The organism is Nitrospirota bacterium, assembly GCA_004296885.1.
GTDB lineage: Bacteria > Nitrospirota > Nitrospiria > Nitrospirales > Nitrospiraceae > SYGV01.
Genome location: SCVN01000008.1, coordinates 178,475 through 204,905, shown reverse-complemented (window position 1 = coordinate 204,905; position 26,431 = coordinate 178,475). Strand labels below are relative to the sequence as shown.

Genomic DNA, 26,431 nt, shown 5'->3' with positions numbered 1-26,431 from the left:
TCAAAGAGGCCGTCCAGCGATGCGAGAGCAAAGCTGGCGGACTTTTTCAACATCCTAACTGAGGAGGAGCCGTGACGGATATCCAACGAATGCAAGGCATCACGGTCTTGGGCGTCCAGACGAGACAGCAAGGGGGCTCATACATCCTCTGCAATGATCCGGAAACGGGGACGACGTTCGCCGTCCATCCGGGCGAGACTATCGGGGCGGCGCTGGAGCGGGTGGAGGAGCGCTACCGCGAAGCGATGAAAGGGAGCCATGGGGGCGGTCACAGGGTCCATCGCTGAACAACCGGCGCTGAGGCCCGGCCAGCCATATCCGTGGGATGTCATGCCGCTGTTTACGGTGGAAGAGATCCTCGAGGTGACTGGGGCGCGGGTGCTGGCTTCCGGCGCCGGTCGACTCGCGCGCAGCGGGTTCCGCCGTCTCTGCACGGATTCGCGCCAGATCCGGCGCGGCGATCTGTTCGTGGGCCTGCCGGGGGAGCGCTTCAACGGCCGGGAGTTCGTGGAGGCCGCGATCCGGAAGGGGGCGGCCGGCGCCCTCATCCAGGGCCAGTCTTGGGGCAAGACGGCGACCAAGCCGATCTTCGGCGTGCCCGATGCCGTGCTCGCGTATCAGCAGTTGGCCGCGCACCATCGCCAGCGATTTTCGATGCCGTTGGTCGCGGTGACCGGGAGCAACGGCAAGACCACCTGCAAAGAGATGACGGCCTCCGTTCTGGCCGAGCGGGGATCGGTGCTCAAAACGGAAGGGAATTTCAACAACCGGATCGGGGTGCCGCAGACCTTGTTGCGTCTGACCCAGCGCCATGACGCGGCCGTGGTGGAGATGGGCGTGGACCGGAAGGGGCAGACGACGCGCCTGTGCGAGATCGCCCATCCGACGATCGGCCTGATCACCAATATCGGCCCGGACCATTTGGAATTCTTCGGCAGCCTGGACGACTCCGCCCATGCCAAGGCCGAACTGCTGGACTGGATTCCGGAAGACGGAACGGCGGTGCTGAACGCGGACGATGCCTATTTCGACTACCTGGCCTCGCGGGCGCGCTGCCGCGTCCTGCCGTTCGGCCAGTCTTCGCGCGCGCTGATTCGCGCCGCCGATGTGACGATGGATCTCAGCCGGGGCACGACGTTCAGCCTCATCCTCCCGGACCGGGCGCGCGGCACGAAGGTCCAGTTGGCGGCGCATGGCGTCCACAACCTCTCCAACGCCCTGGCGGCTGCGGCTGTGGGGCACGCCCTGGGCATGAGCGGCGCGGCGATTGCGCGCGGGCTGGGGCATTTCAGGCCAGCCGAGATGCGTTCGCAGGTGACGGTCTGCCGCGGGATCACGATCATCAACGATTGCTACAACGCCAATCCGGCCTCCATGAAGGCGGCCCTGACACTGCTGGCCGAACTGGCCGGCGGAGGCGGGACGATTGCGGCGCTGGGCGACATGCTGGAACTGGGCCCCGAGTCGCCGGCCCTGCATCGGGATGTCGGTGTCCATCTGGCGTCCCGGGGCATTACGCAGCTCATCGCCTGCGGGCCGTTGGCGCGGAACCTGGCGGCAGGCGCTCGTTCGGCCGGTATGGAAGCCGGGCGGATTCATACGGTGGCCGATTCGTCTGCCGCCGCGGACCTCTGCAAGGAGCTGGCGCGGGCGGGGGACGTGGTACTGGTCAAGGGCTCGCGCGGGATGACGATGGAACGGGTCGTCGAAACATTGATGAAGGGTGATTGATGAATGATGAACTGAGGCGACATCCGTTCTCCGTTCATCATTCATCACTCATCGTTTATCGTTTTACCTGGAACTGACGCATGCTGTATCTGTGGCTCTATCCGTTGCACACCGAGTTTTCGTTCCTGAACGTCTTCCGGTATCTGAGCTTCCGAATCATCTATGCGGCGGTCACGGCCTTCCTCGTCGCCTTCGTGCTGGCCCCCCCGCTGATTCGGAAATTGCAGGAGATCCGGATGGGCCAGCAGGTGCGGGAGGACGGGCCCAGCACGCATCTCTCGAAGTCGGGCACGCCGACGATGGGCGGGCTGCTGATCCTCTTCGCGGTGGTGCTGGCCACGTTCCTGTGGGCGGACATCACCAATCGCTATGTCTGGCTGGTCGTGCTGGCCACGTTGGGATTCGGGGCCGTGGGGTTTGCCGACGACTATCTCAAGTTCGTGCGGGGCCGCTCCAAGGGACTCTCGGCCACGCAGAAAATTCTGGCGCAGGGGCTCGTGGCGCTCAGCATCGGCTTGGTCTTCTATTTCCTGCCCGGCTACTCCACCCAACTCAGCGTGCCGTTCTTCAAGAACTTCACGCCCGACTTGGGCCTCCTCTATATCCCGTTCGCCGTCCTGGTTATCGTGGGGGCCTCCAATGCCGTGAATCTGACCGACGGACTGGACGGGCTCGCGGTCGGCCCGATCATGATCGCGTCCCTGGCCTATACGATTGTCGCCTACGTGGTCGGCAACAAGATTACGTCGGAATATTTGCTGATTCCCTACATCGAGGGCGCCGGGGAACTGGCGGTCTTCACTGCCGCAATTTTTGGCGCCAGCCTGGGCTTCCTCTGGTTCAATACCTACCCGGCCTCCGTATTTATGGGGGATGTGGGTTCCTTGCCCCTCGGGGCGGCGCTTGGGACCGTGGCGGTCGTGAGCAAGCATGAGCTGCTGCTCCTGCTGGTCGGCGGGGTGTTCGTGATCGAGGCGATCTCGGTCATCTTTCAGGTGGCGTCGTTCAAGTCGCGGGGGAAGCGGATCTTTCTGATGGCGCCCATCCATCATCATTTCGAGATGAAAGGATGGGAGGAACCGAAAGTCGTGGTGCGGCTGTGGATCGTTGCCATTCTTCTGGCGCTCTTGAGCTTGAGCACGTTGAAACTACGGTAATGGCAGGATGCTGAAAATGGCTCCCAACTTTGTTCTCGGTCGCTCGATCCCCTCAACGTACTTCTTCAGTACGCCTCGGGGCTCTTACTCCCTGCGGCCTCGTTGGATAGCCGTTTGAGCATCCTGTTGGGTCTGAATCCTACAGGCTGATCCAGTGGAGGAGGATGTCATTCCCAGCGGAAGCGGAGATCAGGGGCAAGCGCGTGACCGTGGTGGGCTTGGCCCGCAGCGGGGTCGCGGCGGCTCGGCTCCTGCAAACAGTGGGTGCGCAGGTCACGGTGGCGGACGGAAAAGAGGAGTCGGCCCTGGCCGAACCCCTCTCGCGGCTGGACCGGTCGGCGGTATCGGTGCGGGTCGGGGCCGGTTACGAGGCGGCGCTGAACGGGGCGGAACTGGTGGTGATCAGCCCCGGCGTGCCCAGCCGGCTTCCCGCGCTCGAGGCGGTGCGAGGGCGCGGCGTGCGGGTGATTGGAGAATTGGAGCTGGCCTCCCGGTTTCTGCGCGCGCCGATTCTTGCCGTCACCGGGACGAACGGGAAGAGCACGACGGTGACGTTAGTGGGGCTGTTGCTGGCCGAGAGCGGCAAGCGGGCGTTCGTCGGGGGCAATCTCGGTACGCCTCTGTGCGAGGCGGCGCTGGCCTCCTATCAGGCTGGGCCTGGCGCCGGTCCCTACGACTATGTGGTGGCTGAAGTGTCGAGCTTTCAACTGGAAACGGTCGAACGGTTTCATCCCAGGGTGGCGGCCCTGCTGAACATCACGCCGGATCACCTGGATCGCTATGACTCGCTGGACGACTATGTGGCGGCCAAGAGCCGGCTGTTCGAGAACCAGGCGCAGGGGGACCTGGCCCTGTTGAATCTGGATGACGAGCGGGTTGCGGGGTTGGCGGGGAAGCTGAGCGCCAGGACCCTGGGCTTCAGCCGGGTCTTGTCCCCGGATCGCGCCGGCTGCGAAGGAACCTTTCTCGACGGGGGAGCGTTGGTGGCGACCATCGGAGGGAAGCGGCAGGAGATTTGCCGCCGGGAGGAGTTGCGGCTGTTGGGCGATCACAACCTGTCCAATGCCTTGTCCGCCGCGGCCATCGGTCTGGCTTGTGGCTGCCCGATTCCGTCCATGCGGCAGGTGCTCCGCACCTTTCCCGGTTTGGAACATGCCCTGGAGTTCGTGCGGGAGCGGGAGGGGGTGCGGTTCATCAACGACTCCAAGGGCACGAACGTGGATGCGACGCTCAAGGCCTTGGAGAGTCTGTCGCAGCCGATCCTGTTGATCGCGGGCGGTAAGGACAAGGGCGGGGATTTCAGCAAGCTGCGCCAGACGGTCATGCAGCGGGTCAAGCGGCTGATCCTGATCGGAGACGCGGCGCCGTTGATCCAGGCGGCGTTGGCCGGATTCGACCGGATCAGCAAGGCGGCGACGTTGCGGGACGCGGTGGACCTGGCGGCGCGGGAGGCGACCGCGGGCGACGCGGTGCTCCTCTCGCCTGCCTGCGCCAGCTTCGACATGTTTGCCGATTATCAGGACCGGGGGCGGCAGTTCAAAGCGTTGGTGAAAGAACTGCCGTAAGAGCTATCAGCCGTCAGCTTTCAGTCTGGGATGAAGTAGGGAAGATCGGAGCTGATGGCTGAAGGCTGAGAGCTAAAGCGGAGCATATGAATGTCGCGCAAGGGAATGCAGGGGGGCACGTTGGCGCTTCCTTGGCCGGGGGGCGGTGCCAGGCCCAAGGCGGTGGCGAAGGCCGACGGGGTCCTGTTGACCATCACGTTGCTGTTGGCGTTGATCGGGCTGGTGATGGTGTTCAGCGCCAGCGGGGTGGTGGCGGGCAATCGGTTCCACGATTCGATCTACTACCTCAAGCGGCAATTGGCCTGGCTGGCCTTCGGGTTTCTGCTGCTGCACGTGGCGTCGCGTGTGGACTACACGGTCTGGCAGCGGATGGCGCTGCCGATTCTCTGCGTCACGGTCCTGCTCCTGATGCTGGTGCTGATCCCGCACGTGGGCACGGTGGTGAAGGGCGCGCGGCGCTGGCTGCGCTTCGGCCCCATCTCGATTCAACCGGCCGAGATGGTCAAGCTGGTGGTGGTGCTCTACCTGGCGGCCTATCTCACCAAGAAGGAGGGACGGGCGACGGAATTCACCACCTGGTTTTTGCCGCCGCTGCTGGTCATTGGATTGCTGGCCGGGCTGGTGGTGCTGGAACCGGATTTGGGCACGGTGATCGTGGTCGGTCTGGTGACGTTGGTCTTATTGTTTCTGGGCGGGGCCAGGCTCGGGCATCTGCTGGGGTTGGTGCTGATGGCGTTGCCGGTGGTGGGGCTGTTGGTCTGGCGGTCGCCCTATCGGATGCAGCGGCTCATGACCTTTCTGGATCCGATGAAGGACCCGACTGGGGCCGGCTTTCAGGTGAACCAGTCCTTTTTGGCCTTCGGGAGCGGCGGCCTGTTGGGCGTGGGGTTGGGCGAAGGCAAGCAGAAACTCTTTTTCCTGCCGGAGGCCCATACGGATTTCGTGTTGGCCCTGGTGGGCGAAGAAGTGGGCCTGCTCGGCACGGCCTGTATCATGCTCCTCTATGCCCTGCTGGTGGTGAAGGGGTTTCAAATCGCGAACCGGGCGCGGGAACCCTTCGGCCGGCACTTGGCCCTGGGCATCACGTTGTTGATCGGATGTCAGGCCTTGATCAATGCGGGTGTCGTGACCGGCATGTTGCCGACCAAAGGGTTGACCCTGCCTCTGGTCAGCTACGGCGGGTCGTCGCTCATGGTGAGTCTGTTGGCGATCGGCATTCTGCTCAGCATTTCGCGCGATCGGCAGGGAGGCAGACCGGCGCCGGGGGCCGCTCGTCAGGCCGGAGGGAGATGAGGATTGTCATTGCGGCCGGCGGGACCGGCGGCCATCTGTATCCGGCTGTGGCCTTGGCCCGCGAGTTTCTGCGTCAGGACCGAGCCACGGAGGTGCTGTTCGTCGGGACGGCCAGGGGAATCGAAAGCAAGGTGCTCCCGCATGAGGGATTTGCATTGCAGATGATCGCGGCCAGGCCGGTGATGGGACGGGGTTGGCGGCAGGCGGTCCTGGCTTGTCTATCTTTACCTGTGGCGGTCCGGCAGGCGGTTGCGATCCTGCGCGCGCGGCGGGCTGACCTCGTTATCGGCGTCGGGGGATACAGCAGTCCGCCGGTGATCCTGGCGGCCTGGCTGCTACGGATCCGCCGGGTATTGTTGGAGCCCAATGCCTCTCCTGGACTGGCGAACAAGGCGACGGGGCCCTTGGCCGACCTCGTGTTCCTGTCCTACGGCGCGGCGGCCGGCTCGTTTTCGTCCGCCAAGGTCAGGGTCACGGGGATGCCGATCCGGCGGGAGTTCTACGAGGAAGCTACGAGGGCAGGAGGGGACGCGGAGACACGGGGACGCGGGGACACAACGGCACTGCTACATCCCCCCGTCGCCGCGTCCCCGCGTCGCACCGATCGCCCGGTGTATCGACTGTTGGTGTTCGGCGGCAGCCAGGGAGCGCATGCGATCAATCAGGCGATGGTGGAGGCCCTGCCTCATGTGCAAGCCATGAAGGACCGGTTGGCCATCGTCCATCAGACCGGCGAGTCGGATTGTGCATCCGTGCGCGCCGCTTATGTGGCAGCCGGGCTGGAGGCAGAGGTGACGCCGTTTATCTATGACATGCCGAAGGCGCTGCGGTCTGCCGACCTGGTGGTGTCGCGCGCCGGGGCGATCACGCTGGCCGAATTGTCCGCCTGCGGCAAGCCGGCTATTTTGGTCCCGTTGCCGACGGCGATCTATCAGCATCAAGAGAAGAATGCGCTGGTGATGGAGCAAGCAGGAGCGGCGGTCTTGCTGAGACAATCCGAACTCACGGGGACCTCATTGGCGAACCAGATTGCAGCTTTACTGTCCGATGCCGGTCGTCTGCGTTCGATGGGGGAGCGGAGCGCGGCCCTGGGGCGACCCGACGCCTCCGAAACCATCGTGGAGATGTGCCGAAAACTCCTAAAGGAGGACTATGGGACCAACCAACCTCTTGGAGCAACCAGGTCGTGAGCAGAGCCTTCGTCCGGACAGGCTCGGTTCGGACGAGTCGTCCGCCAGACGGAGCGGAGTGAGCGTTCGCGTGGGACCGACGATGTTCAGGAAGATTCAGCACATTCACCTGGTCGGGATCGGGGGTTCCGGCATGAGCGGGATCGCCGAGGTGCTCTTGACGCTCGGCTACAAGGTGACGGGCTCAGATTTAAATTACTCGGAGACAGTGAAGCGTCTGGAGGAATTGGGCGGGCGGATATTCATCGGACATGACGCGGCCAACGTGGGGGACGCGCAGGTGGTGGTCATCTCGTCGGCCGTGGCGCCGACCAATCCGGAGGTGGTGGCGGCCCGCGCGAAGGTCATCCCGGTTATCCCGCGCGCCGAGATGCTGGCCGAGCTGATGCGCCTGAAGTATGGGATCGCCATCGCCGGCGCGCACGGCAAGACCACGACGACCTCCCTGGTGGCGGCGGTGCTGGCGCAAGCCGGGTTGGACCCGACCGTGGTGATCGGCGGAAAAGTCAACGCGCTGGGCAGTCACGCGCGGCTGGGCCGGGGCGATCTGCTGGTGGCCGAAGCGGACGAGAGCGACGGGTCGTTCCTCAAGCTCTCGCCCTCGGTCGTCGCCGTGACCAACATCGACAAGGAGCATCTGGAGCACTACGGCACGATGGAACGGCTGGAGGGCAGCTTCCTGGAATTCATCAACCGCGTGCCCTTCTATGGACTCGCCGTGCTCTGCGCCGACGACGAGCGGATCCGCGCCCTGCTGCCTCGGGTGGTCAAGCGCTACCAGACCTACGGGTTGCAGGAGCGGCCTGGGGTGCCGGCGCCGGACTTCCGCGCGAGCGACATCACGGCGAACCAGTGGGAGTCGGAATTCCGGGCCTACCACCGAGACAAGAATTTGGGGCCGTTCCGGATATCCATTCCGGGGATCCATAACGTGAGCAACGCGCTGGTCGCCATCGCCATCGGCATCGAGCTGGATGTGCCGGTGGATTTGATCCGCAAGGGGCTGGCCTCCTTCGCCGGGGTCGAGCGGCGCTTCCAGCTGCGCGGCGAAAAAGGCGGGGTGATGGTCGTGGACGATTACGGCCACCATCCGAGCGAGATCAAGGCGACGCTGGCCGCCGCCAAACAGGGGTGGAAGCGCCGGCTGGTCGTGCTCTTTCAGCCCCACCGCTACACGCGCACGCGCGACCTGATGGAGGAGTTCGCCCAGGCCTTCGGCCAGTCCGATCTCCTGTTCGTCACCGACATCTATCCGGCCGGCGAGGCGGCGATCCCCGGCATCACCGGCGAGAAGCTCGCGGCGGCCATCCGGGCCGCCGGCCATCCGGCCGTCCGTTGGGTGGAACGGAAAGAACAATTGACCGAGCAGGTCAGGGCGGAAGTCCAGCCGGGCGATCTGGTGATCACGCTCGGAGCGGGCGATATCTGGAAGGCCGGTCCCGGGTTGTTGGAGCGGCTATGATCGTGGAGGTCGTGATGCGGGACGGCGGCAGACAGGGGCTGAGTCCGGGGCCCAAGGCGATCGCGTCCGCGCCGGCTCGCAAGGGGGCGCAGGCCAGAGACCTGCATGCGGCCGTGGCCGGTCTGCGCGGAGAGGTCCGATTCAATGCCTCGCTGCGGGATCTGACGTCGTTTCACATCGGCGGGCCGGCCGATGTCTTGTGCTTCCCCGCCGACGTGGAGGACTTGGGCCGGCTCGTCGGTCAGGCCAAGGCCGCGAAGGTGCCGATCTTCGTGTTGGGAGGCACGAATCTGCTGGTGCGCGATCGGGGCATCCGCGGCTTGGTGGTGAGTCTGGCGAAGCTCACGGCGATCCGGGACGAACCGGACTCCGTGGTCTATGCGGAAGGCGGCGTGGGCATGCCGACGTTGATGAAACATGCGATCACCCGATCGTTGACCGGGCTCGAATGGGCCGCCGGGATTCCCGGCACCCTGGGCGGGTCGGTCGTGATGAACGCGGGAACCAGACTGGGGGAGATGCGGCAAGTGCTGAAGGCGGTGCGTCTGGTGGACCCGAAGGGGAAGGTCCTGGACGTACCGGCCTCGGCCATCCGGTTCAGCTATCGGCGCGCCAAGCTGCCGCGCGGCATCGTGGCCGGGGCCTGGCTGCAACTCCGGCCCGGGAACCGCGAACAGATCGAGACCGTGGTGAAGGACTACTTGCATCATCGGCGGGATACCCAGCCGCTGGCCCAGCCCAGCGCCGGCTGCGTGTTCAAGAATCCCCCGAACGATGCGGCCGGGCGCGTGATCGAAGCCGCGGGCATGAAGGGGGCCCGAGTCGGCGACGCCCAGGTGTCGGAGAAACATGCCAACTTCGTGGTGAACCTGGGACAGGCGCGCGCCGCCGACGTGATCACCCTGATCAAGCAAGTCGGCCGTGCGGTGCAAGAGCAGACGGGCATTACGCTGGAACTGGAACTCAAGATCGTGGGGCAGCCGTGAGGATTGTGAACAGTGAAAGGTAAACGGTGAGGAGAAAGCCGCTGACGAAAGCGCGCATCGGTGTCCTGATGGGGGGGCAATCTTCCGAGCGGGAGGTGTCGCTCCGGACGGGGCGCGCGGTGCACGGCGCGCTGCAGCGTCGCGGCTACGAGGCGGTGGCCATCGATGTGAGCGAGTCCCTGGTGCAACAACTTCGGGCCAAACGGGTGGGGCTGGTGTTCCTGGCGCTGCATGGTCCCGGCGGAGAGGATGGGACGATACAGGGTTTGCTGGAATCCATCGGGATGCCCTACACGGGATCGGGCGTGCGGGCCAGCGCGATCGGCATGCACAAGGTAGCGACGAAGGCCCTGCTGGCCTATGCCGGTATCCCCGTGGCGGAGGGAACGGTGATCCGGCGCGAACAGGGCCGGTCCGCCGGGTTGCCGGCCGGCCTGCATCTGCCGCTGGTGGTGAAACCGGCTTCGGAGGGCTCCACGATCGGGGTCTCGATCGTGCGGCGGCGCTCCGACTGGCGCCCCGCGCTGCGTCGCGCCCATGCCTACGACGAGGAAGCGCTCGTGGAAACCTACATTCCCGGACGCGAGATCGGGGTGTCGGTGTTGGGCGATACCGGCAAGATCGTGGCGCTGCCCGCGGTGGAGATCGTGGCGCCGGGCGGCTTCTATGACTATGCGGCCAAGTATACGAAGGGCCGCACGCGCTACCTCTGCCCGGCTCCGCTCAAGCCGGAGCTGGCCCGGCTGTTGAAGGACCTGGCCGTCCGGACCTATCGGGCCGTCGGCTGCGACGGGGCGGCGCGGGTGGATTTTCGCGTGACGCAACGCGGCAAACCCTACGTGCTCGAAATCAACACGATCCCCGGCATGACCGAGACCAGCCTCCTGCCGATGGCCGCCGCGCAAGCCGGGTTGGACTATGACACCTTGACCGAGTTGATCCTCCGGTCCGCCCTCGCCCGCGCGGCGGCCGGCCAAGCCGCTTGCCGGGCTGCTTCGCCTGCGCTCCGTGCCATGGCGGGAGGGAGAAAGACACGATGAAACAGTGGAAAGGCGCCAAGCAGCGGGCGCGGGCCGCCCGGCCGATGTGGGCGCCGAGGCGGGCCGGTCGGTCGTCTGCTCGTTGGCGGCTGTCCTCCAAGCTGGGGCGTGTGAGCAAGTGGATCGGGTGGGCTTGCCTGGGCATCCTCGTTGCGGGTGCGACCGGGTGGGGCGGGTTACAGGCGTACCGGCAGGCCCAGCCGATCCTGCATGATTGGCTGGAGGTCCGGGAGGTGACGCTTGCGGGCATCCAGCACTTGTCGCGGGAGGAAGTGCTGGATCGGTTGGGGCTGCAACCGGGGGAGACGCTCTGGTCGGCCAATCCCGCGGTTCTGAGCGAGCGGCTGATGACGCATCCCTGGATCAAGCAGGCCTCCGTGACCCGGTCGCTGCCCCATCAGTTGATCGTGACTCTGGTTGAGCGCCAGCCGGTGGTCATGCTGAAGTCTTCGTCCTCGGCGCTGTTGCTGGACAAGGAAGGCCAGGTCTTGACGCCGCTGTCCGTGCTGGAGGGCGCCGAGTTTCCGATCCTGATCGGCGTGGACCCGGATCGCGTGATGCAAGGGGACGACCGGGCCCGCCAGTTGGTGCGGAACGGGATCCGGCTGGCCGGCCTGCTGGGCGATGAGTTCGACGGGCTGCCGGAAATCGACCTGGGCAACCCGGAGAATGCCGTCGCCTACGTGCAAGGCCTGCGGTTTCAATTCGGGCCGGCGTCGTTCGAGGAGAAATGGGAGCGGTATCGCAAGATCGACCGGACGCTGCACGTCAGCGTCGGCGACGAGCAGGCGAATCCAAAGCATGAGATCGACTTGCGCTATCCGGGCAAGGTGATCGTTCGCGAAAGGGGGTGACCGACTGTGGGGAGACGTGATCACGTAGTGGTCGGGCTGGACATCGGCACGACGAAGATTTGCGCGGTCGTCGCGGAAATGACCGAGGACGGGACCGTCAACATCATCGGCGTGGGCTCCAGCCCGTCCCGCGGGCTCAAGAAAGGGGTCGTGGTCGACATCGACCTGACGGTGGATTCCATCAAGAAGGCGGTGGAGGAAGCCGAGCTGATGACCGGCGGCCAGATCAACGCCGTCTATACGGGCATCGCCGGCAGCCACATCTCCGTGGCCCAGGCGCGCGGGGTACTCGCGCTGAAGCGGCAGGAGGTGACCCGCCAGGATGTGGACCGGGTGATGGAGCAGGTCCGCGCCGGCATCATGGTCGAACCGGGGCGGGAAATCCTGCACGTGATCCCGCGCGAATTCGTGGTGGACGACCAGGACGGGGTGCGGGAACCGTTGGGCATGTCCGGGGCGCGGCTGGCCGTGGAGGCCCACATCATCACCGGGGCGGTCACCTCGGTGCAGAACATCAGCAAGAGCGTGAACCGGGCCGGCCTGGACGTAGTGGAGATCGTGCTGCAGCCGCTGGCCTCCAGCGAGGCGGTGCTGAGCAGCGAGGAGCGGGACCTCGGCGTGGTGATGGTGGATCTGGGCGGCGGGACGACCGATCTGGCGATCTTCGTGGACGGGAGCATCCGGCACACGGCGGTCCTGCCGATCGGCGGCCAGAATTTGACGAAGGATATCGCGATCGGGCTGCTGACCTCCCAGACCGAGGCGGAGAAGATCAAGATCAAGCACGGGATTGCGCGGGTGGACCTGGTCAACGACGGCGACATGGTCGAGGTGCCGAGCGCGGGGGACCGGCCGGCCAGAAGCATCGCGAGGCGGGAGCTGGCGCTGGTCATCGAGCCGCGCGTCGAGGAGATGTTCGAGTTGGTTCGCGACGAGATCAACCATGCCGGCTATGACGGAAGGCTGGGGGCCGGGGTGGTCATCACGGGCGGGACCTCGATGTTGGAAGGGATGCCCGATGCGGCAGAGCGGGTGCTCAATCTGCCGGCGCGCCGCGGCGTGCCGACCGGGGTGGACGGGCTGCGGGACATCGCGGGGACGCCGATGCATGCGACGGCGGTCGGGCTCATTTTGCATGCCTGCCATCACATGGGCGATCTGGAATCGGTCGGCCGGGGCGGACGGCGGGTCGGGCGGGCCTTCGGTCGGATGCGGCAACTGTTGCAGGAGTTTTTCTAAAATGAGCCGTCAGCCGTCAGCGTTCAGCCATCAGCATGAAGAATTTGTTCTGCTGAGAGCTGATTGCTGAAAGCCGACGGCTCTTCAGAAAAGGGAGGAAGCACGATGTTCTCATTTGAAGAAGAAGACATCATGCCGGTCCGGATCAAGGTCGTCGGGGTCGGGGGGGCCGGCTGCAATGCGATCAATACGATGATCGGCTCCGGCCTCGGCCGGGTCGAGTTCATCGCGGCCAACACAGACGTGCAGGCGTTGGGCCGTTCCATGGCCACGTTTAAAATCCAGCTGGGGCCGGAGAAGACCAGGGGATTGGGGGCCGGCGCCAAGCCGGAAGTGGGCCGGGAATCGGCGATGGAAAGCAAGGACCGCATCCGGGAGAGCCTGGAGGGCGCCGAGATGGTCTTCGTCACGGCCGGCATGGGCGGCGGCACCGGGACCGGGGCCGCGCCGGTGGTTGCCGGGATCGCGCAGGAACTGGGCATCCTGACCGTGGCGGTTGTGAGCAAGCCCTTCACCTACGAAGGCAACCGGCGGATGAGCCACGCCGAGGACGGGCTCCGGGAACTCAAGAAGCACGTGGACACGCTGCTCGTCATCCCGAACCAGCGCCTGCTCCAGATTGTGGACAAGAGCACCTCGATGCTGGAGGCCTTCAAGGTGGCCGACGATGTGTTGTTGCAGGCGATCAAGGGTATCGCGGACGTGATCACCACGACGGGCCACGTGAACGTGGACTTCGCGGATGTGCGGACGGTCATGACCTACACGGGCCGGGCGGTGATGGGCATGGGCGTGTCGCGGGGCGAGACCCGGGCCGTCGAGGCGGCGCAAAAAGCCATCTCCAGCCCCTTGCTGGAGGACGGGAGCATCGCCGGCGCCAGGGGCGTGCTGCTCAATATCACGGGCGGGCTGAACATGACCCTGCACGAGGTGGACCAGGCGGCCTCGATCATCCGCGAAACGGCCGATCCCGAAGCCAACATCATCGTCGGGCAGGTCATCAACGAAGCGCTGAACGAAGAGCTGGTGGTGACCGTGATCGCCACCGGATTCGACCGGGAGGAGGCCGGACTGCCGGAGCGGTCCTTGCTCGAGCGCCCGGCCCCGGCGCGCGCTCCGCAACCGGCCCTGGCCGGCGTGGGCGCCAAAACGTCGGCGGAGGCGCCGAAGAAAAACCTCGAACGCCCGACCTTCCTCCGCAAATTGTCCGCGCAGCGGGAAGGACAAGAGCGGTTGGGTCTGGTCATGGACGAAAACGAGAAGTGGGACGTGCCCACGTTTCTGAGAAAGCAAGCGGACTGAGGCCATGGCAGGTCCTCGGCGCGTCCGCACCTCCGGGGCCGCCCTCCGAGCCCCTCGGCGAGGAAGCCTTCCGGAATTCCCGCGGCCGCGGCCATGCCGCGGTGCCTCGGTCAGTTCCGGCTTTCCTTCGCCGAGAGGCTTGGTCGGGCTGACCGCTCTTTTGGCGAAGTCCTTGCCGAGGACCTGCCAGGCTGTGTGGGGAGAAGAGATGAGCAAGGGACACATCACGGTTCCGGCGTTTGCCGACGCGCGCGAAGGCGTCCGGCATTTCTTCGGGACGCGACATGAAGCGGGCCGCCCGGACCAGGCTGCGCGTCTGGTGGTGTCGGTCACGCAAGTGCATGGCACGGAGGCCTTGGTGCTGGATCGGCCGGTCGAGCCGGGCGAGACCTTTGCCGGCGGATGGGATGCGCTGGTGACGAACCAGCGGGAGGTCTGGCTCACGGTCAAGACGGCCGATTGCGTGCCGATCTTGGTGCATGACCCGCGTGAGGGGGTCGTGGCGGCGATCCATGCCGGCTGGCGGGGCGCCGTTGCAGGCATCCTGCCGCGCACCCTGGCGGTGATGCAGGAACGGTTCGGTTCGGACCCCGGCGCGCTGCGGATTGGCATCGGCCCATCGGCCGGCTCCTGCTGCTACGAAGTGGACGAGCCGGTGCTGGCGCAGCTGCGCCAGGGGTTCCCCGACTGGTCTCTCGTCGTGCGGGAGACGGGCCCGGGAACCTGGCTGTTGGACTTGCGTGACCTGCTCCTGCGCCAGGCCCAGGCCATGGGGGCGGCCCGTCCCTCCATCCGGACGGTCAACGCCTGCACGATCTGCCACCCGGCGTTGTTTCACTCCTATCGTCGCGAAGGGACGGCCCGAGGCACGATGGTGAGCGGCATCCTGCTGACGAGCCGCTCGAAGAAACGATGAATGATGAAGGCCGAACGATGAATGGTGTAACATGTCATCCATTACTCCTACGCAGTCGCAAGCATCGTTCAGCCTTCTGCCTTCATCGTTGAGTGAATGTGGCGGACGCACAAAGCCCGGATGCCATCGCCCGCAATGTGCGGGCGGTCTTTGACAACATCCGGCAGGCGGCGCTGCGCACGGGCCGCCGGCCCGAAGCGGTTCGCCTGATCGCGGCGACCAAGACCGTCGCGCCGGATCTGGTCCGGTCGGCCATCGAGGCCGGCGTGCATCTTCTGGGCGAGAGCCGGCTCCAGGAAGCGCTGCCGAAGATCGAGGCCGTGGGGGACTGTCAGGGGATCGCCTGGCATTTCATCGGCCGCTTGCAACGGCGCAAGGTGAAGGCGGTGGTCGGGCGGTTCCAGATGATCCATTCGGTGGACAGCCTGGATCTCGCTGCGGAGATCAACCGGCGAGCGGCGGAAGCGGGGCTCGTCCAGGCGGTCTTGATGGAAGTGAACATCGGAGAGGAGGCGACCAAGGGGGGGCTGGCTCCCGCTGCGGTGGCCGAAGCGGTGGCGGCGATCAAAGACCTGCCGAATCTCTCCGTGCAGGGGCTGATGGCCGTGCCGCCGCTTGCAACCGATCCCGAGGCGGCCAGGCCCTACTTCCGGCGTCTGCGCGAGCTGGTTTTGTCGCTGCCGTACGAAGACGTGAAGGAACTGTCGATGGGGATGTCGCAGGATTATGCCGTGGCGGTGGAAGAAGGCGCCACGATGGTCCGTGTGGGCACCGCGATTTTCGGAGCGAGACGTGGCTGATCGGACGATCTCCAAGAAACTGGCCTTTATCGGGGCCGGCCAGATGGCGGAAGCGCTGTTGGGAGGACTGTTCGCCTCCCGCTGCTGCGAGCCGTCGTTGGTGCGTGCGGCCGACGTGAGCCAGGAGCGACGGGATCTCATGAAGAGCCGGTTCGGCATCCTGGCCGGCGCCGACAACAAGGAGGCGGCGGCCTGGGGCGAGGTGGTCCTGCTCGCGGTCAAGCCGCAAATGATGGAGACGGTGCTGGACGACCTTGCGCCGGTTCTGCCGGGCCGTCTGGTCATTTCGATCGCCGCCGGCTGGTCCATCGGGAGTCTTGGTCGGCGGTTTGAAAAATTGGGAGACAAGGCGCCGCGTGTCGTGCGGGTGATGCCCAATACCCCCGCCTTGGTGCGCGAGGGCATGTCCGCCATCGCCTGCGGGTCCGGCGTGAGCGAAGCGGATGCGGAGCTGGCGCGGACGCTCTTCGAATCCGTCGGACGGGTGGTGATGGTCGAGGAGCGTCTCATGGACGCGGTGACCGGCCTGAGCGGCAGCGGACCGGCCTATGTATTTCTGGCGATCGAAGCCCTGGCGGACGGAGGGGTGAAGATGGGCCTGCCCCGGTCCGTGGCCGCCCTGCTGGCAGCCCAGACCGTGCTAGGCGCGGCGAAGATGGTGCTGGAGACGGAGGAGCATCCGGCCCGGTTGAAAGACCGTGTGGCGTCACCGGGCGGTACGACCATTGCCGGGTTGCACGAGCTGGAGCAGGGGGGGCTAAGGGCGACTCTGATCGCGGCGGTCGAGGCGGCAACGAACCGATCCAAGGAGCTGGGAAGCTGATGTTTGTCGCCGGCAATCTGCTCAACGCGTTCGCGACGGTCGTGGACTATGTGCTCTGGCTGTACATGTGGGTGATCATCGCGCGGGCCTTGATTTCCTGGGTCAACCCGGACCCGTGGAACCCGATCGTACAGTTTCTGGATCGCGCCACCGAGCCGGTCCTGGGACCGATCCGGCGGAAGCTTGGCTGGCGGATGGGCATCGACGTGTCGCCGATCATCGCGTTTTTGATTATCATGTTCCTGCAATTGGCCGTGGTGCAAACGCTCAAGGATTTCGCCGCCCGCATGCACTGAGCCTTTAGAGAGGTGCGCCATGAAAATTACGCCGCTCGACATCCAGCAAATGCAGTTCCGGACCAGCCTGCGCGGTTATTCGAAGCGGGAAGTGGATCACTTCCTCGAAGATCTGGCGCAAACGGTCGAGGGGCTCACGCGCGAGAACCAAGCCCTGCGCGACAAATTGGCGGCCACCGAAGAGCAACTGGCTGTCCTCAAGAAGTCCGAATCCACCCTCAGCCACGCGCTGGTGACCGCGCAGGCGTTCACGGACGATCTCAAGCAGGCGGCGCAGCGGGATGCCGAGCTCATCATGAAGGAAGCGGAGTTGAAGGCGGCGGAGCTGGTCCGTGAAGCTCAGGCCGAACTTGCCGGCACCCAGCGGGAGATTCTGGACCTGCGCAAACAACGGCTTATGGCCATCGAGCGGCTGCGCTCGACCCTGCGTTCGTTTGAGCGGATGGTGGAGATCGAGATGGGCGACGAGGCGCACGCGGACCAGGCGGAAAAGCTGATCGGCGGCTGACCGTGCCGCCTTCCTGACGGCCGTTCCGGGGCCTGCCCCTGCTATACCCGCGTACCTGCCTTGTGCCTCTCAATGCCTTGTGTCCCTGATGGGTGACGATGGATGCGTCCGATCCGATTGCCGGCGCCATGCAATCTGCGGTGGAGGCCGGTGTCTTCCCCGGGGCGGTGTTGCTGGTCCGGTTCCGGGGCGCGGTCCGGTACCATCGGGCCTTCGGCCTCGCAGCTACCGTGCCAACGCCGGAGCCGCTTCATCGTGACCAGATCTATGACCTGGCCTCGCTGACCAAGCCCCTCGCCACCGCCACCGCCCTCCTGTGCCTGGTTCAAGACGGGCGACTCGACCTGGACGTTACGGTCCAGGGCTATCTTCCTGAACTTCAAAGCTGTCCGGTCGGTCGGGCGACCATCGCGCACCTCTTGACCCACAGTTCCGGGCTTCCCGCCTGGTGCCCCTTTTACGAACGGATTGCCGAACAAGACAAGCTCCAGCCGGGTTTTCTCGGCAGCCAGGCGGCGAAGGACTATGTTCTGCAATTGATCGGAGCGGAAGCACTCGCGGCGCCGATCGGAACCAAAGCGATCTATAGCGATTTGGGGTTTATGCTCTTGAGCCTGCTGGTGGAACGGCTGGTCGGCCGGTCGCTGGCGGATTTCATCCGGGAGCGGGTCTATGGTCCGATCAATGCGGAACCGCTCTGCTTCCTGCCGACAACGGGAGGGCCTGCTCGTGTCGCGGTCGAGACGATCGCGCCGACGGAGGACGATCCCTGGCGGGGCCGGATGCTGCGGGGGGAAGTGCATGACGAAAATGCCTACGCGTTGGGGGGGATTGCCGGCCATGCAGGCCTGTTCGGGACAGCCGAGGCGGTGCTGGCCGTCTCCGGCTGTTGGTTGGATGCAGTGACGGGCAAGCCGTCCTTGCTGCGGGCGGACCTCGCGCGGCGGTTCACCAGCAGGCAGGAGATCGTGCCTGGATCGAGCTGGGGCTTGGGGTGGGACAGTCCCTCGCCGCCGTCCTCATCCGGCACGAAGTTCTCGCCCAAGTCGTTCGGCCACCTCGGATTTACTGGCACGTCCCTCTGGGTCGATCCGGAGCGGGAATTGGAGGTGGTCCTGCTGTCGAACCGCGTCCACCCGACGCGGAAGAACGACAAGATCCGGGAGTTTCGCCCGAAGATTCACGACATCATCTATAAAGAGCTGGTGGCCGAGGGCTGATGGCTCTTCCGGCGAAGGATGGACGGAGGCATGTGCCTCTCGCTTTCGCGCCTCTCGCGGCACCCCTTCCACGGTGTCAGGAGCGGAAGCCTTCTGGAATTCCCGTCGCCGTGGCCTGCGACCACGGTGCGGTGGTCAGTTCCAGCTTTCCTTCTCCTGACGCCGGGCGGGGACCCCGCCGCTCCGGCGGACGTTCGCTCCAGGCACATGCCTCCTTGTGGAAGGTTCTGCGGCTCTAAAAAAAGAGAGTGACGGGGACCGACCGCTTGTAGGCCGGTCCCCGTTGCTCGGAGCACGTTTCAAAATTGAGAAATGGGACTATGCCGACCAGCATAGTACGCGACCTCTGCGCTGTGGGCTTCGTTGACAAGTCACTGAAATCAGCGGAAAACTACTCGATAATGTGTAGTCTGCACGAGTGTGCTACGTCGGTCAGTATATTCAATAGTTCGACCTACTGGAGATCGTGGTGAAGCCAATTTTTAAAGTAGATATCGCTCCGAATGCGCAATCGAGCCTGGAAGCGCACTCGTTGTTGGCCGCGATGATGGATGAGACATTTTTCAAGCAAGTAAGCAATCTCAGGCCGCCTATGGGCATTTACAACGTCTCTGTCTCACGAGTGTGTGATCGCGTGATTCGTTTCTGCACTCGTCTCGAACAATATTTCCGTGCTTCGGGCACCGTAACGCCTTCCAAGGCAAATGATGACGTCATGCAGGAGCTCATCGACTATATCGAATCGGCGTTCTACGCCGCAGCTGAGCATGTTGACGACATCGATTCAATCGCAACCGCGTTCTTGGCACGCTCAAATGCGGGGACGAAGGAAGCAGATTATCGGAATCTTCAAAGTGGGATAAAAAAGCACAAGCGGCTGGTTTCTGCGGCTGCGAATGCGATAAAGCATCAGCAGTCGCGGATCAGAATATTTTCAACTGAGTTTGCATACTCAGGAGTATCCGGTTGCCTCCACGGGTATTTCATTGAGGGTGTTGAGGATGGAGTTATCTGCCCAAGCACCACTTTCCATCACACTTATCCAGTACTCTCCGCTACGGCACTCGCTTGGGAAATCGTGATGTTTGTGCTGAACTGTTCTCGTGATTTGAGTCAATTTCTGAAAGCGGTTTCCCCGGCATCAATCGAGGCAAAAGATATCCAATGCGAGGTATTAGGCAAGGCGGTGATTGCCGCCGCTCGGCTGCCGAATTATACGTTTGGGGAGGAGCACCCCTTCGCTCGGGCTACGCTACGGCTGACAAATGCGGCCCCTAATCGGAAACTATTGGATTCCAATTTGTATGGGTCAATCCTTATCGGATGGCCCCAAAATGGCGCGCCGGAGTTTGGCTCCTCTACTAGTGGATATGCTGGCGATGGTGTGTCCAAAAGCTTCAGAATCGTGCATCCAAAGAGTGTTACGTTTCATCAATGGGATTAGGAGGTTTAACCATTCGATTCTGCTGACCGCGGCCTCGGATGGGGATGGACTTTGGATAGCCGCGGCAGCAGATCGTCTGCGTTACGCGTCCGGGTAGTCGGTCCAGGTTTCTTTCTCGGCCAGGTACCGGCGGCCCTTGAAATTGGGGCGGGTGCGTATGCGGCGGAAGCCAAAGGCCTGCAGTTTCTCCACGAGGCTTTTCACGGCCGCGCCGATCGTGGGCTGGGTGTCCCCGTCGACCGTCAGGGCCTCGTACATCACCTTCCCCGCATAGCCTTGCGCCACGCGGCTGACCAGCACCGACCGGTTGAAGTAGCGATCGCTGGGGTCGGTCCCCTCGATCTGATGCCGCTCGACAACACCCTCTTTTTTGAAGGTCAGGGGAAGAGTCACGCCAGCCTCCGTCTCGCTCCGTCCGTGATTCGGTCGCTTGAGTCGCCAGCTGTGATTATAGTCAGGCCCTCGCCGGAGTTCAACCTTTGTTGACAACGTGCGGCCCCTATTCATATTATTCTCCAGCTTGTTCCTCAACGGAATTCCGCGGGAGGGCGTTTGTGTCTGCCAATTCGGTCATGAACGTGCCGAACAGCCTGACCCTCCTGCGCATTCTCCTCGTTCCGGTCTTCGTGAGCCTGCTCGGCGATCAGCGCTTCGACGCGGCGCTGGTGGTGTTGGTGATTGCCGGCTTGACGGACAGCCTGGACGGGACCATCGCGCGGGTCGCCAATCAGCAGACCAAGGTCGGCGCCTACCTGGATCCCTTGGCCGACAAACTGCTCCTGACCGCAGGGTTTGTGACCCTGTCCCTGCTCCACCTCGTGCCGGTCTGGGTGACGATCCTGATCGTCAGCCGCGATCTGCTGCTCATGACCGCCACGCTGTTGGCCCGGTGGACCGTCCAGCGCGTGGACATCTCTCCCTCGGTGTGGGGCAAGGCGACGACCCTGTTTCAACTATCCTATCTGCTCCTGGTCGTGGCCCTGTCCTCCCGCCGCATGGACCTGCAGATGCTGGCGCCGCTCCTCTATCTCATGGTCGGAGTCACCTTTCTCTCCGGGGGCCATTACCTCTATCGCTACCTCTTCCGAGGCGCGGTGCCTGTGAGGACGAGAGAAGCATGAGCCGGTGCGGGCGGCGAATGCAACGGCCTCACGTGGCTCCGGCGTCTGTCGCGGGCCGGCTTGCAAGGATGGGGGACTGATGGCTGTCTTCACGTATGTCGGGCGAACCGCGCAGGGCGTCACCAAGAAGGGTGACGTGGCCGCCAAGACGAAGGAGGAGGCGGCCGCACAGCTCCGCCAACAGCGCATCGTCGTGTCGTCCCTCCAGGAAAAAAAAGAAGGCGGCAAGTTCGGGTTCGGCGGCGGCGGTATCACCGACCGGGACGTGGTGATCTTTACCCGTCAGTTCGGCACCATGATCAACGCCGGGCTGCCCCTCATCCAGTGCCTGGAGATCCTTTCCACGCAGTCCGAGAACAAGGTGTTCGGAAAAGTCATCGGGGAAATCAAACTGGACGTGGAGGGCGGCTCCACGTTTGCCGACGCGATCAAGAAGAAGCCGAAAGCCTTCGACGAGCTGTATGCGAACATGATCCATGCCGGCGAAATCGGCGGGTTGCTGGATACGGTCCTGGTGCGCCTGGCGGTGCACATGGAAAAAGCCATGAAGCTCAAGGCCCAGATCAAGTCCGCGATGGTCTATCCGGCCGCCATCCTGGGCGTGTCGATCATCGTGATCGCCGTGCTGATGGTCTGGGTCATTCCCATCTTTGCCAAAATGTTCACGGATCTGTCCGGCGGAAAGGCCGGCCTTCCGGGGCCGACCCAGCTGGTCATCGACGCCAGCGATTTTGTGCAGGCCTATATCGTCTATATGGTGATCGGCGGGGCGGCCGGGGTGTCCGGTCTGAAAAAATATTATGCGACGCCCAAGGGACGCTACAACATCGACAAGCTGGCGCTCAAGATCCCGGTCATGGGAGACCTGATCCGCAAGGCCTCGGTGGCCAAGTTCACGCGGACGTTGGGCACCTTGATCAGCAGCGGCGTGCCGATTCTGGAGGGTCTCAGCATCACCGCCAAGACATCGGGCAATAAGGTGGTGGAGGAAGTGATCATCGGGGCGCGCAGCAGTATCAGCGAGGGGAAAACGGTGGCGGAACCCCTGTCGAAAAGCGATGTCTTTCCGAAGATGGTCATCCACATGATCTCTGTCGGGGAGTCCACCGGCGCCTTGGATACCATGCTCAACAAGATCGCCGATTTCTATGACGACGAGGTGGATGCGGCGGTGGCCTCGCTGACCGCACTCTTGGAACCCATGATGATGGTGTTTCTGGGCACTACGATCGGTTTTATCGTGGTCGCCATGTATTTGCCGATCTTCAAGATGGCATCGGTCGTCGGCTAGCCGGCATGTCGCCCACGGTCGCCAGCGGCAGGTTCGCCTCACTCAACGCGTCAACGTATCGTCCGCGCGTGCGCCTCAGCTGTCGGCGACCGTCTCTCACGTGAGCGTCGTTGTCCCCGGACAGCGGCTGAACCCAGGAGCCTATGGAAGACCTGCGGGGCAAGCTGCATTGGTTGATGGGCCTGCGGGTGGTGGTGGTGACGCTGCTGCTCGGGCTCTCGCTGGCCTTCCAGATCGCCAAGGGCGAGCTGGTGTTCACGTTTTACGCCCTGATCGTCTTCACCTATGCGATCACGATCGCCTATGCGCTGGCGCTCCGGTATGTGACCGAACCCCAGGCGCTCCGGCCCTTCGCCTCCTTTCAGGTGGGGATGGATCTGCTGCTGGAGACGTTTCTGGTCGCCAGCACCGGGGGCATCGAAAGCCCGTTTTCCCCGCTGTACGTCATCACCGTCGCCCTGGCAAGCTTGATCCTCCGACGCCGGGGCGGACTGATCACGGCCGGGGTCTCGGTGATTCTGTTCGGCGTGCTCACCAACATCCAGCTCTACGGGCTCCTGGCGGGCCGCGGATGGCTGCTGCACAGCCGGCTGTCCGCGGCGGAAGCCATCCAGACGCTGTCGTTGAACGGCCTGGCCCTGGTCCTGGTGGGCTGGCTCAGCGGGACGTTGGCCGAACAGCTCCGGCGCACCGGCCAATCGCTGATCGAAAAGGAGCAAGGGCTGCTCCGCCTGCAGGCATTCCACGAAAACGTCGTGCAAAGCATCAGCAGCGGCTTGTTTGCCGCAGATCCGGAGGGACGAATCACCTCGTTCAACCGCGCGGCGCGGGAGGTGACCGGGTATACTCTGGAGGCGGTGTTGGGCCGGCCCTGGTGGGAGGTCTTTGATTGGCAACAGGGAGATCTCTTCGACACGGTCCCGGCCACCCTGGCTGCGCCGCACACGTTCGAAGCGGAGGGGAAGCGCGCCGACGGCACCCGGCTGGTGCTGGGCATGACCCTGTCGCCTCTGACGGAGCAGGGGGTCCAGACCGGCATGGTCGGGATGTTCAAGGATTTGACCCAGATCCGGGATATGGAGGAGGAGATGCGCCGCCGGGAATGGCTGGCCACACTGGGCGAAATGTCGGCCGGCATGGCGCACGAGATCCGCAATCCCCTGGCTGCGCTGGCCGGCGCGATGCAAATGCTGCGGCGGGATGTCGTGCTGGAGGAAACGAACGCGCGCCTCATGGACATCGCCGTACGCGAAGCGACGCGGCTGGACGCCATCATTACGGAGTTCCTGCTCTATGCGCGGCCCCCGGCGCTCAATCTCAAGGAGTGCGATGTGAACGAGGTGCTGAGCGAAACGCTGGATTTGGTCCGTCATCAAGCGGCCTCGCGGACGGATATCCAGATCACTCCGCATCTGCGACCGGGCCCGATGACCGCCCGCGTCGACCCGGATCAGATCAAGCAGGTGTTCTGGAACCTGGCCACCAACGCCTTCGAGGCCATGCCGGCGGGCGGCCAGCTCACGATCTCGACGGGGCGTCGGTGGGTCGGGGCCGGCGCACGGAGCGGCGACGTGATCGAAATCGCCTTCCACGATACGGGGGAGGGCATCAAGAGCGACGCGCTGGACAAGATCTTCCTGCCGTTCTTCACGACCAAGAGAGATGGATCCGGACTTGGGCTGGCCGCCGTGCACCGGATCGTGGATCTGCACGGCGGCTGGATTCGAGTGGACAGCCAGGAGGGCAAGGGCTCGCGTTTCGTGGTGTGCCTGCCGGTGTCGGCCCAGGAGGGGCCGCGCCTCTGGCACGAAGGACGAGAACCATGGAGTAGGGAACCGTGGAAAAGATCCTGATCGTTGACGACGAACAGAGTATGCGGGATGTGCTGAGCATCATGCTCAAGCGCGCGGGGTATGCCGTGACGGTCGCCGCCGACGGGGAGGAAGCCGTTGCCCAGTTGGGCAAGGACATCTTCGACCTGGTCATCACCGACCTCAAGATGCCGAAGGTGGGCGGGTTGGACGTGCTCAAGGCCGTCAAGGATTCGTCCCCGGACACGGTGGTGCTGGTCATCACCGCGTTTGCGTCCACCGAGACCGCGGTCGAGGCGATGAAGCGGGGCGCGTACGACTACCTGACCAAGCCGTTCCAGGTGGACGAAGTCCAGTTGATCATCCGCAATGCCCTGGAGAAGCGGCGGCTCTCGACCGAAAACATGTTGCTCAAGCGGGAACTGGCCAGCCAGTCCTCGTTTGCCCAGATCGTGGGGCAGAGCGATGCGATGCAGAAGGTGTTCGACATGGTCCGCAAGGTGGCGGACAGCAAGAGCAACGTGCTGATCTGCGGAGAAAGCGGGACGGGCAAGGAGTTGGTGGCCCGCGCGATCCACTACAACAGCGCGCGCAGCCGGCTCCCCTTCGTCGCCATCAACTGCGGGGCCTTGCCGGAGCCGTTGTTGGAAAGCGAGTTGTTCGGACACATGAAGGGCTCGTTCACGGGGGCGGTGTCCAACAAGGCCGGCTTGTTCGAGGTCGCCAACGGCGGGACCATTTTTTTGGACGAGATCGGCGAAACCACGCCGACCATGCAGGTCAAGCTCCTGCGGGTCATTCAGGAGCGCGAGTTTCGCCGGGTCGGCGGGACCCGCGACCTGAAAGTGGACGTGCGCATCGTCGCGGCCACCAACAAGGATCTGGAGAAGGCGGTGGCGGACGGCAGCTTCCGCGAAGACCTTTATTACCGGCTGGACGTGATCCCGATCAATTTACCGCCCTTGCGCATGCGCGCGGGAGATATCCCCTTGCTGGCCAAACATTTTCTGGAGCGGTTCGCCAAGGCGAGCAGCAAGCCGGTCCCGGAGCTGACCTCCGGGGCCATGCATCTGCTGCTGGAACATGAATGGCGGGGCAACGTGCGGGAGATGGAAAACCTCATCGAGCGGGCGGTCGCGTTCGCCTCCGGCCCTCAGATTACGGAGGAGGACATCAACAGTTGGCTCCACCGGCCGGCGGCCCAGCCCCAGGCCGGCTATCCCACCGATCTGCCGACGGACGGGCTGGATTTGGAAGAGCTGATCAACCGTATCGAAAAGGATCTTTTGCTCAAAGCCCTGGAACGGGCCCGGTGGGTCAAGAAGAAAGCGGCGCGGCTGTTGAAACTCAATACCCGTTCCTTCCGCTATCGCCTCGAGAAGTATGCCATCAAAGGCGGCCGGGACGAGTGAGGCACGGCTACAAGGCTGAACGATAAGCGATGAATGATGAATAGCAGCATGGGCGAGCGAACGGTGCTGGTCCGGGCTCCGGCCAAGGTGAACCTAATCCTCCGGGTCCTGGACCGGCGGCCCGACGGATACCATAACCTCTGGTCCCTCATGCATACGGTGGGCTTGGAGGACGACCTGCATGTTCGGCTCATGACGGAGCCCGCTGGTGCATCCCTGGTCCAGCTTGCCTGCGACGATCCGACTCTGCCGACGGACGGGCGCAATCTGGTCCGGCGCGCCGCCGAGATGGTGCTGGAGCAGGCGGCGGCGCAGGGCCGCCCGATCCAGGCGGTGGACATTCATCTGACCAAGCGGATTCCGATGGGCGGGGGGCTCGGCGGGGGCAGCAGCGACGCCGCGGCAACCATCGTGGCGTTGAATCACCTGCTGGGCCTCGGCTGGTCCGTCAGCGAAATGGCCAAGCTGGGGGAGTCGCTGGGCAGCGATGTGCCGTTCTTTTTATTTGCGCCTTGCGCCCGGGTGCGGGGTCGGGGCGAGGACGTGGCCCCGTTGACGCTGGCCGGTACGCGATGGGTCGTGTTGGTGAACCCGGGGTTTCCCATCGAGACGCGCTGGGCCTACCAGCGCCTGGCCGAGTCGCGCCGCGGGGTGCGGCCGCTCTCGGCGGCGCTCGTCAAGCTCGTGGGGCGCGACCGGCTGTCGTGGAGCGAGGTGGTGCCGCTGATGGAGAACGATTTCGAAGGCGCCTTGGCCCCGGCCCACCCGGCCCTCTCCGCGCTCAAGACGGAGTTGCTGCTCGCCGGGGCGGAAGGGGCGTTGCTGTCCGGAAGCGGAGCCACCGTCTTCGGCATTTTTCATGACGAGGCGACGGCGGTTCGCGCCAGGGATCTGGTGGGCCGGTCCGAGGGCCGCCGGGCCTTTGCGGCTCCGGCCGGAATAGGCCCTCTGACCTGCGGCTAGACTCGGA

At 64.3% G+C, this 26,431-nt stretch carries 25 protein-coding genes; 24 read left to right on the top strand and 1 reads right to left on the bottom strand.

The window, feature by feature from the left end; all coding sequences use genetic code 11:
* Positions 1-71: 71 nt before the first annotated feature.
* The 19 genes from EPO61_06095 (at position 72) to EPO61_06005 (ending at position 19,826) form a co-directional block, all read left to right on the top strand.
* On the top strand, positions 72-287 hold the full coding sequence (locus tag EPO61_06095; protein TAJ09624.1) for a hypothetical protein: 216 nt from the start codon (positions 72-74) through the stop codon (positions 285-287).
* On the top strand, positions 259-1,731 hold the full coding sequence (murF, locus tag EPO61_06090) for a UDP-N-acetylmuramoyl-tripeptide--D-alanyl-D-alanine ligase (protein TAJ09623.1): 1,473 nt from the start codon (positions 259-261) through the stop codon (positions 1,729-1,731). The genes EPO61_06095 and murF overlap by 29 nt, the downstream gene beginning before the upstream one ends.
* Before the next feature lie 80 nt (positions 1,732-1,811).
* A complete protein-coding gene (locus tag EPO61_06085) occupies positions 1,812-2,888 on the top strand; it encodes a phospho-N-acetylmuramoyl-pentapeptide-transferase (GenBank protein TAJ09622.1) in 1,077 nt (358 codons plus the stop codon).
* Between the two features lie 164 nt (positions 2,889-3,052).
* A complete protein-coding gene (murD, locus tag EPO61_06080; protein ID TAJ09621.1) occupies positions 3,053-4,453 on the top strand; it encodes a UDP-N-acetylmuramoyl-L-alanine--D-glutamate ligase in 1,401 nt (466 codons plus the stop codon).
* 90 nt (positions 4,454-4,543) lie between these two features.
* Positions 4,544-5,746 (top strand): putative lipid II flippase FtsW, encoded by a 1,203-nt coding sequence (gene ftsW, locus EPO61_06075; protein ID TAJ09620.1) that lies wholly within the window; start codon positions 4,544-4,546, stop codon positions 5,744-5,746.
* Positions 5,743-6,936: an undecaprenyldiphospho-muramoylpentapeptide beta-N-acetylglucosaminyltransferase gene (murG, locus tag EPO61_06070; protein ID TAJ09619.1), complete on the top strand. Its 1,194-nt coding sequence runs from the start codon at positions 5,743-5,745 to the stop codon at positions 6,934-6,936. The genes ftsW and murG overlap by 4 nt, the downstream gene beginning before the upstream one ends.
* 82 nt (positions 6,937-7,018) lie before the next feature.
* Positions 7,019-8,398 carry a UDP-N-acetylmuramate--L-alanine ligase gene (locus tag EPO61_06065; GenBank protein TAJ09692.1) on the top strand — a complete coding sequence of 460 codons (1,380 nt, stop codon included), beginning with the start codon at positions 7,019-7,021 and terminating at the stop codon, positions 8,396-8,398.
* Positions 8,395-9,384 (top strand): UDP-N-acetylmuramate dehydrogenase, encoded by a 990-nt coding sequence (gene murB, locus EPO61_06060; protein ID TAJ09618.1) that lies wholly within the window; start codon positions 8,395-8,397, stop codon positions 9,382-9,384. The genes EPO61_06065 and murB overlap by 4 nt, the downstream gene beginning before the upstream one ends.
* A 26-nt stretch (positions 9,385-9,410) precedes the next feature.
* Positions 9,411-10,424, top strand: a complete 1,014-nt coding sequence (locus tag EPO61_06055) for a D-alanine--D-alanine ligase (protein ID TAJ09617.1) — start codon at positions 9,411-9,413, stop codon at positions 10,422-10,424.
* Complete coding sequence (locus EPO61_06050; GenBank protein ID TAJ09616.1) at positions 10,421-11,278, top strand: FtsQ-type POTRA domain-containing protein; 858 nt, start codon at positions 10,421-10,423, stop codon at positions 11,276-11,278. Before EPO61_06055 ends, EPO61_06050 begins: the two co-directional genes overlap by 4 nt.
* Positions 11,279-11,284: 6 nt before the next feature.
* Positions 11,285-12,517 carry a cell division protein FtsA gene (ftsA, locus tag EPO61_06045; protein ID TAJ09615.1) on the top strand — a complete coding sequence of 411 codons (1,233 nt, stop codon included), beginning with the start codon at positions 11,285-11,287 and terminating at the stop codon, positions 12,515-12,517.
* Between the two features lie 105 nt (positions 12,518-12,622).
* Positions 12,623-13,819, top strand: a complete 1,197-nt coding sequence (gene ftsZ, locus EPO61_06040) for a cell division protein FtsZ (GenBank protein ID TAJ09614.1) — start codon at positions 12,623-12,625, stop codon at positions 13,817-13,819.
* A 4-nt stretch (positions 13,820-13,823) separates the two neighbouring features.
* On the top strand, positions 13,824-14,735 hold the full coding sequence (gene pgeF, locus EPO61_06035) for a peptidoglycan editing factor PgeF (protein TAJ09613.1): 912 nt from the start codon (positions 13,824-13,826) through the stop codon (positions 14,733-14,735).
* Positions 14,736-14,860: 125 nt separating this feature from the next.
* Positions 14,861-15,535, top strand: coding sequence for a YggS family pyridoxal phosphate-dependent enzyme (locus EPO61_06030; protein TAJ09691.1), 675 nt, complete (start codon positions 14,861-14,863; stop codon positions 15,533-15,535).
* Positions 15,462-16,358: a pyrroline-5-carboxylate reductase gene (proC, locus tag EPO61_06025; protein ID TAJ09612.1), complete on the top strand. Its 897-nt coding sequence runs from the start codon at positions 15,462-15,464 to the stop codon at positions 16,356-16,358. The genes EPO61_06030 and proC overlap by 74 nt, the downstream gene beginning before the upstream one ends.
* Positions 16,358-16,654 (top strand): YggT family protein, encoded by a 297-nt coding sequence (locus tag EPO61_06020; GenBank protein TAJ09611.1) that lies wholly within the window; start codon positions 16,358-16,360, stop codon positions 16,652-16,654. Before proC ends, EPO61_06020 begins: the two co-directional genes overlap by 1 nt.
* A 19-nt stretch (positions 16,655-16,673) precedes the next feature.
* Positions 16,674-17,162, top strand: coding sequence for a DivIVA domain-containing protein (locus EPO61_06015; GenBank protein TAJ09610.1), 489 nt, complete (start codon positions 16,674-16,676; stop codon positions 17,160-17,162).
* Between the two features lie 98 nt (positions 17,163-17,260).
* Positions 17,261-18,382, top strand: coding sequence for a class A beta-lactamase-related serine hydrolase (locus tag EPO61_06010; protein TAJ09609.1), 1,122 nt, complete (start codon positions 17,261-17,263; stop codon positions 18,380-18,382).
* Between the two features lie 466 nt (positions 18,383-18,848).
* On the top strand, positions 18,849-19,826 hold the full coding sequence (locus tag EPO61_06005) for a hypothetical protein (GenBank protein TAJ09608.1): 978 nt from the start codon (positions 18,849-18,851) through the stop codon (positions 19,824-19,826).
* Between the two features lie 81 nt (positions 19,827-19,907).
* Here the strand turns inward: EPO61_06005 and EPO61_06000 are convergent, their stop codons facing one another.
* Positions 19,908-20,219, bottom strand: coding sequence for a hypothetical protein (locus tag EPO61_06000; protein TAJ09607.1), 312 nt, complete (start codon positions 20,217-20,219; stop codon positions 19,908-19,910).
* A 161-nt stretch (positions 20,220-20,380) separates the two neighbouring features.
* Here EPO61_06000 and EPO61_05995 point away from each other — a divergent pair, with 161 nt between their 5' ends.
* The 5 genes from EPO61_05995 (at position 20,381) to ispE (ending at position 26,424) form a co-directional block, all read left to right on the top strand.
* Entirely contained in the window at positions 20,381-20,947 is a 567-nt protein-coding gene (locus EPO61_05995) for a CDP-alcohol phosphatidyltransferase family protein (protein TAJ09606.1), read from the top strand.
* A 79-nt stretch (positions 20,948-21,026) separates the two neighbouring features.
* Entirely contained in the window at positions 21,027-22,238 is a 1,212-nt protein-coding gene (locus tag EPO61_05990; protein ID TAJ09605.1) for a type II secretion system F family protein, read from the top strand.
* A 143-nt stretch (positions 22,239-22,381) separates the two neighbouring features.
* A complete protein-coding gene (locus EPO61_05985; protein ID TAJ09604.1) occupies positions 22,382-24,091 on the top strand; it encodes a PAS domain S-box protein in 1,710 nt (569 codons plus the stop codon).
* Positions 24,076-25,461 carry a sigma-54-dependent Fis family transcriptional regulator gene (locus EPO61_05980; protein ID TAJ09603.1) on the top strand — a complete coding sequence of 462 codons (1,386 nt, stop codon included), beginning with the start codon at positions 24,076-24,078 and terminating at the stop codon, positions 25,459-25,461. Before EPO61_05985 ends, EPO61_05980 begins: the two co-directional genes overlap by 16 nt.
* Before the next feature lie 33 nt (positions 25,462-25,494).
* Positions 25,495-26,424, top strand: a complete 930-nt coding sequence (gene ispE / locus EPO61_05975; GenBank protein ID TAJ09602.1) for a 4-(cytidine 5'-diphospho)-2-C-methyl-D-erythritol kinase — start codon at positions 25,495-25,497, stop codon at positions 26,422-26,424.
* Positions 26,425-26,431: the final 7 nt, after the last annotated feature.

Bases quoted from the DNA above. Each gene is read 5' to 3' on its own strand.
- murF (TAJ09623.1), top strand. From the start codon at position 259: ATGGGGGCGGTCACAGGGTCCATCGCTGAACAACCGGCGCTGAGGCCC.
- EPO61_06085 (TAJ09622.1), top strand. From the start codon at position 1,812: ATGCTGTATCTGTGGCTCTATCCGTTGCACACCGAGTTTTCGTTCCTG.
- murD (TAJ09621.1), top strand. From the start codon at position 3,053: ATGTCATTCCCAGCGGAAGCGGAGATCAGGGGCAAGCGCGTGACCGTG.
- ftsW (TAJ09620.1), top strand. From the start codon at position 4,544: ATGTCGCGCAAGGGAATGCAGGGGGGCACGTTGGCGCTTCCTTGGCCG.
- murG (TAJ09619.1), top strand. From the start codon at position 5,743: ATGAGGATTGTCATTGCGGCCGGCGGGACCGGCGGCCATCTGTATCCG.
- EPO61_06065 (TAJ09692.1), top strand. From the start codon at position 7,019: ATGTTCAGGAAGATTCAGCACATTCACCTGGTCGGGATCGGGGGTTCC.
- murB (TAJ09618.1), top strand. From the start codon at position 8,395: ATGATCGTGGAGGTCGTGATGCGGGACGGCGGCAGACAGGGGCTGAGT.
- EPO61_06050 (TAJ09616.1), top strand. From the start codon at position 10,421: ATGAAACAGTGGAAAGGCGCCAAGCAGCGGGCGCGGGCCGCCCGGCCG.
- ftsZ (TAJ09614.1), top strand. From the start codon at position 12,623: ATGTTCTCATTTGAAGAAGAAGACATCATGCCGGTCCGGATCAAGGTC.
- pgeF (TAJ09613.1), top strand. From the start codon at position 13,824: ATGGCAGGTCCTCGGCGCGTCCGCACCTCCGGGGCCGCCCTCCGAGCC.
- proC (TAJ09612.1), top strand. From the start codon at position 15,462: ATGCCGTGGCGGTGGAAGAAGGCGCCACGATGGTCCGTGTGGGCACCG.
- EPO61_06020 (TAJ09611.1), top strand. From the start codon at position 16,358: ATGTTTGTCGCCGGCAATCTGCTCAACGCGTTCGCGACGGTCGTGGAC.
- EPO61_06015 (TAJ09610.1), top strand. From the start codon at position 16,674: ATGAAAATTACGCCGCTCGACATCCAGCAAATGCAGTTCCGGACCAGC.
- EPO61_06010 (TAJ09609.1), top strand. From the start codon at position 17,261: ATGGATGCGTCCGATCCGATTGCCGGCGCCATGCAATCTGCGGTGGAG.
- EPO61_05990 (TAJ09605.1), top strand. From the start codon at position 21,027: ATGGCTGTCTTCACGTATGTCGGGCGAACCGCGCAGGGCGTCACCAAG.
- EPO61_05985 (TAJ09604.1), top strand. From the start codon at position 22,382: ATGGAAGACCTGCGGGGCAAGCTGCATTGGTTGATGGGCCTGCGGGTG.
- ispE (TAJ09602.1), top strand. From the start codon at position 25,495: ATGATGAATAGCAGCATGGGCGAGCGAACGGTGCTGGTCCGGGCTCCG.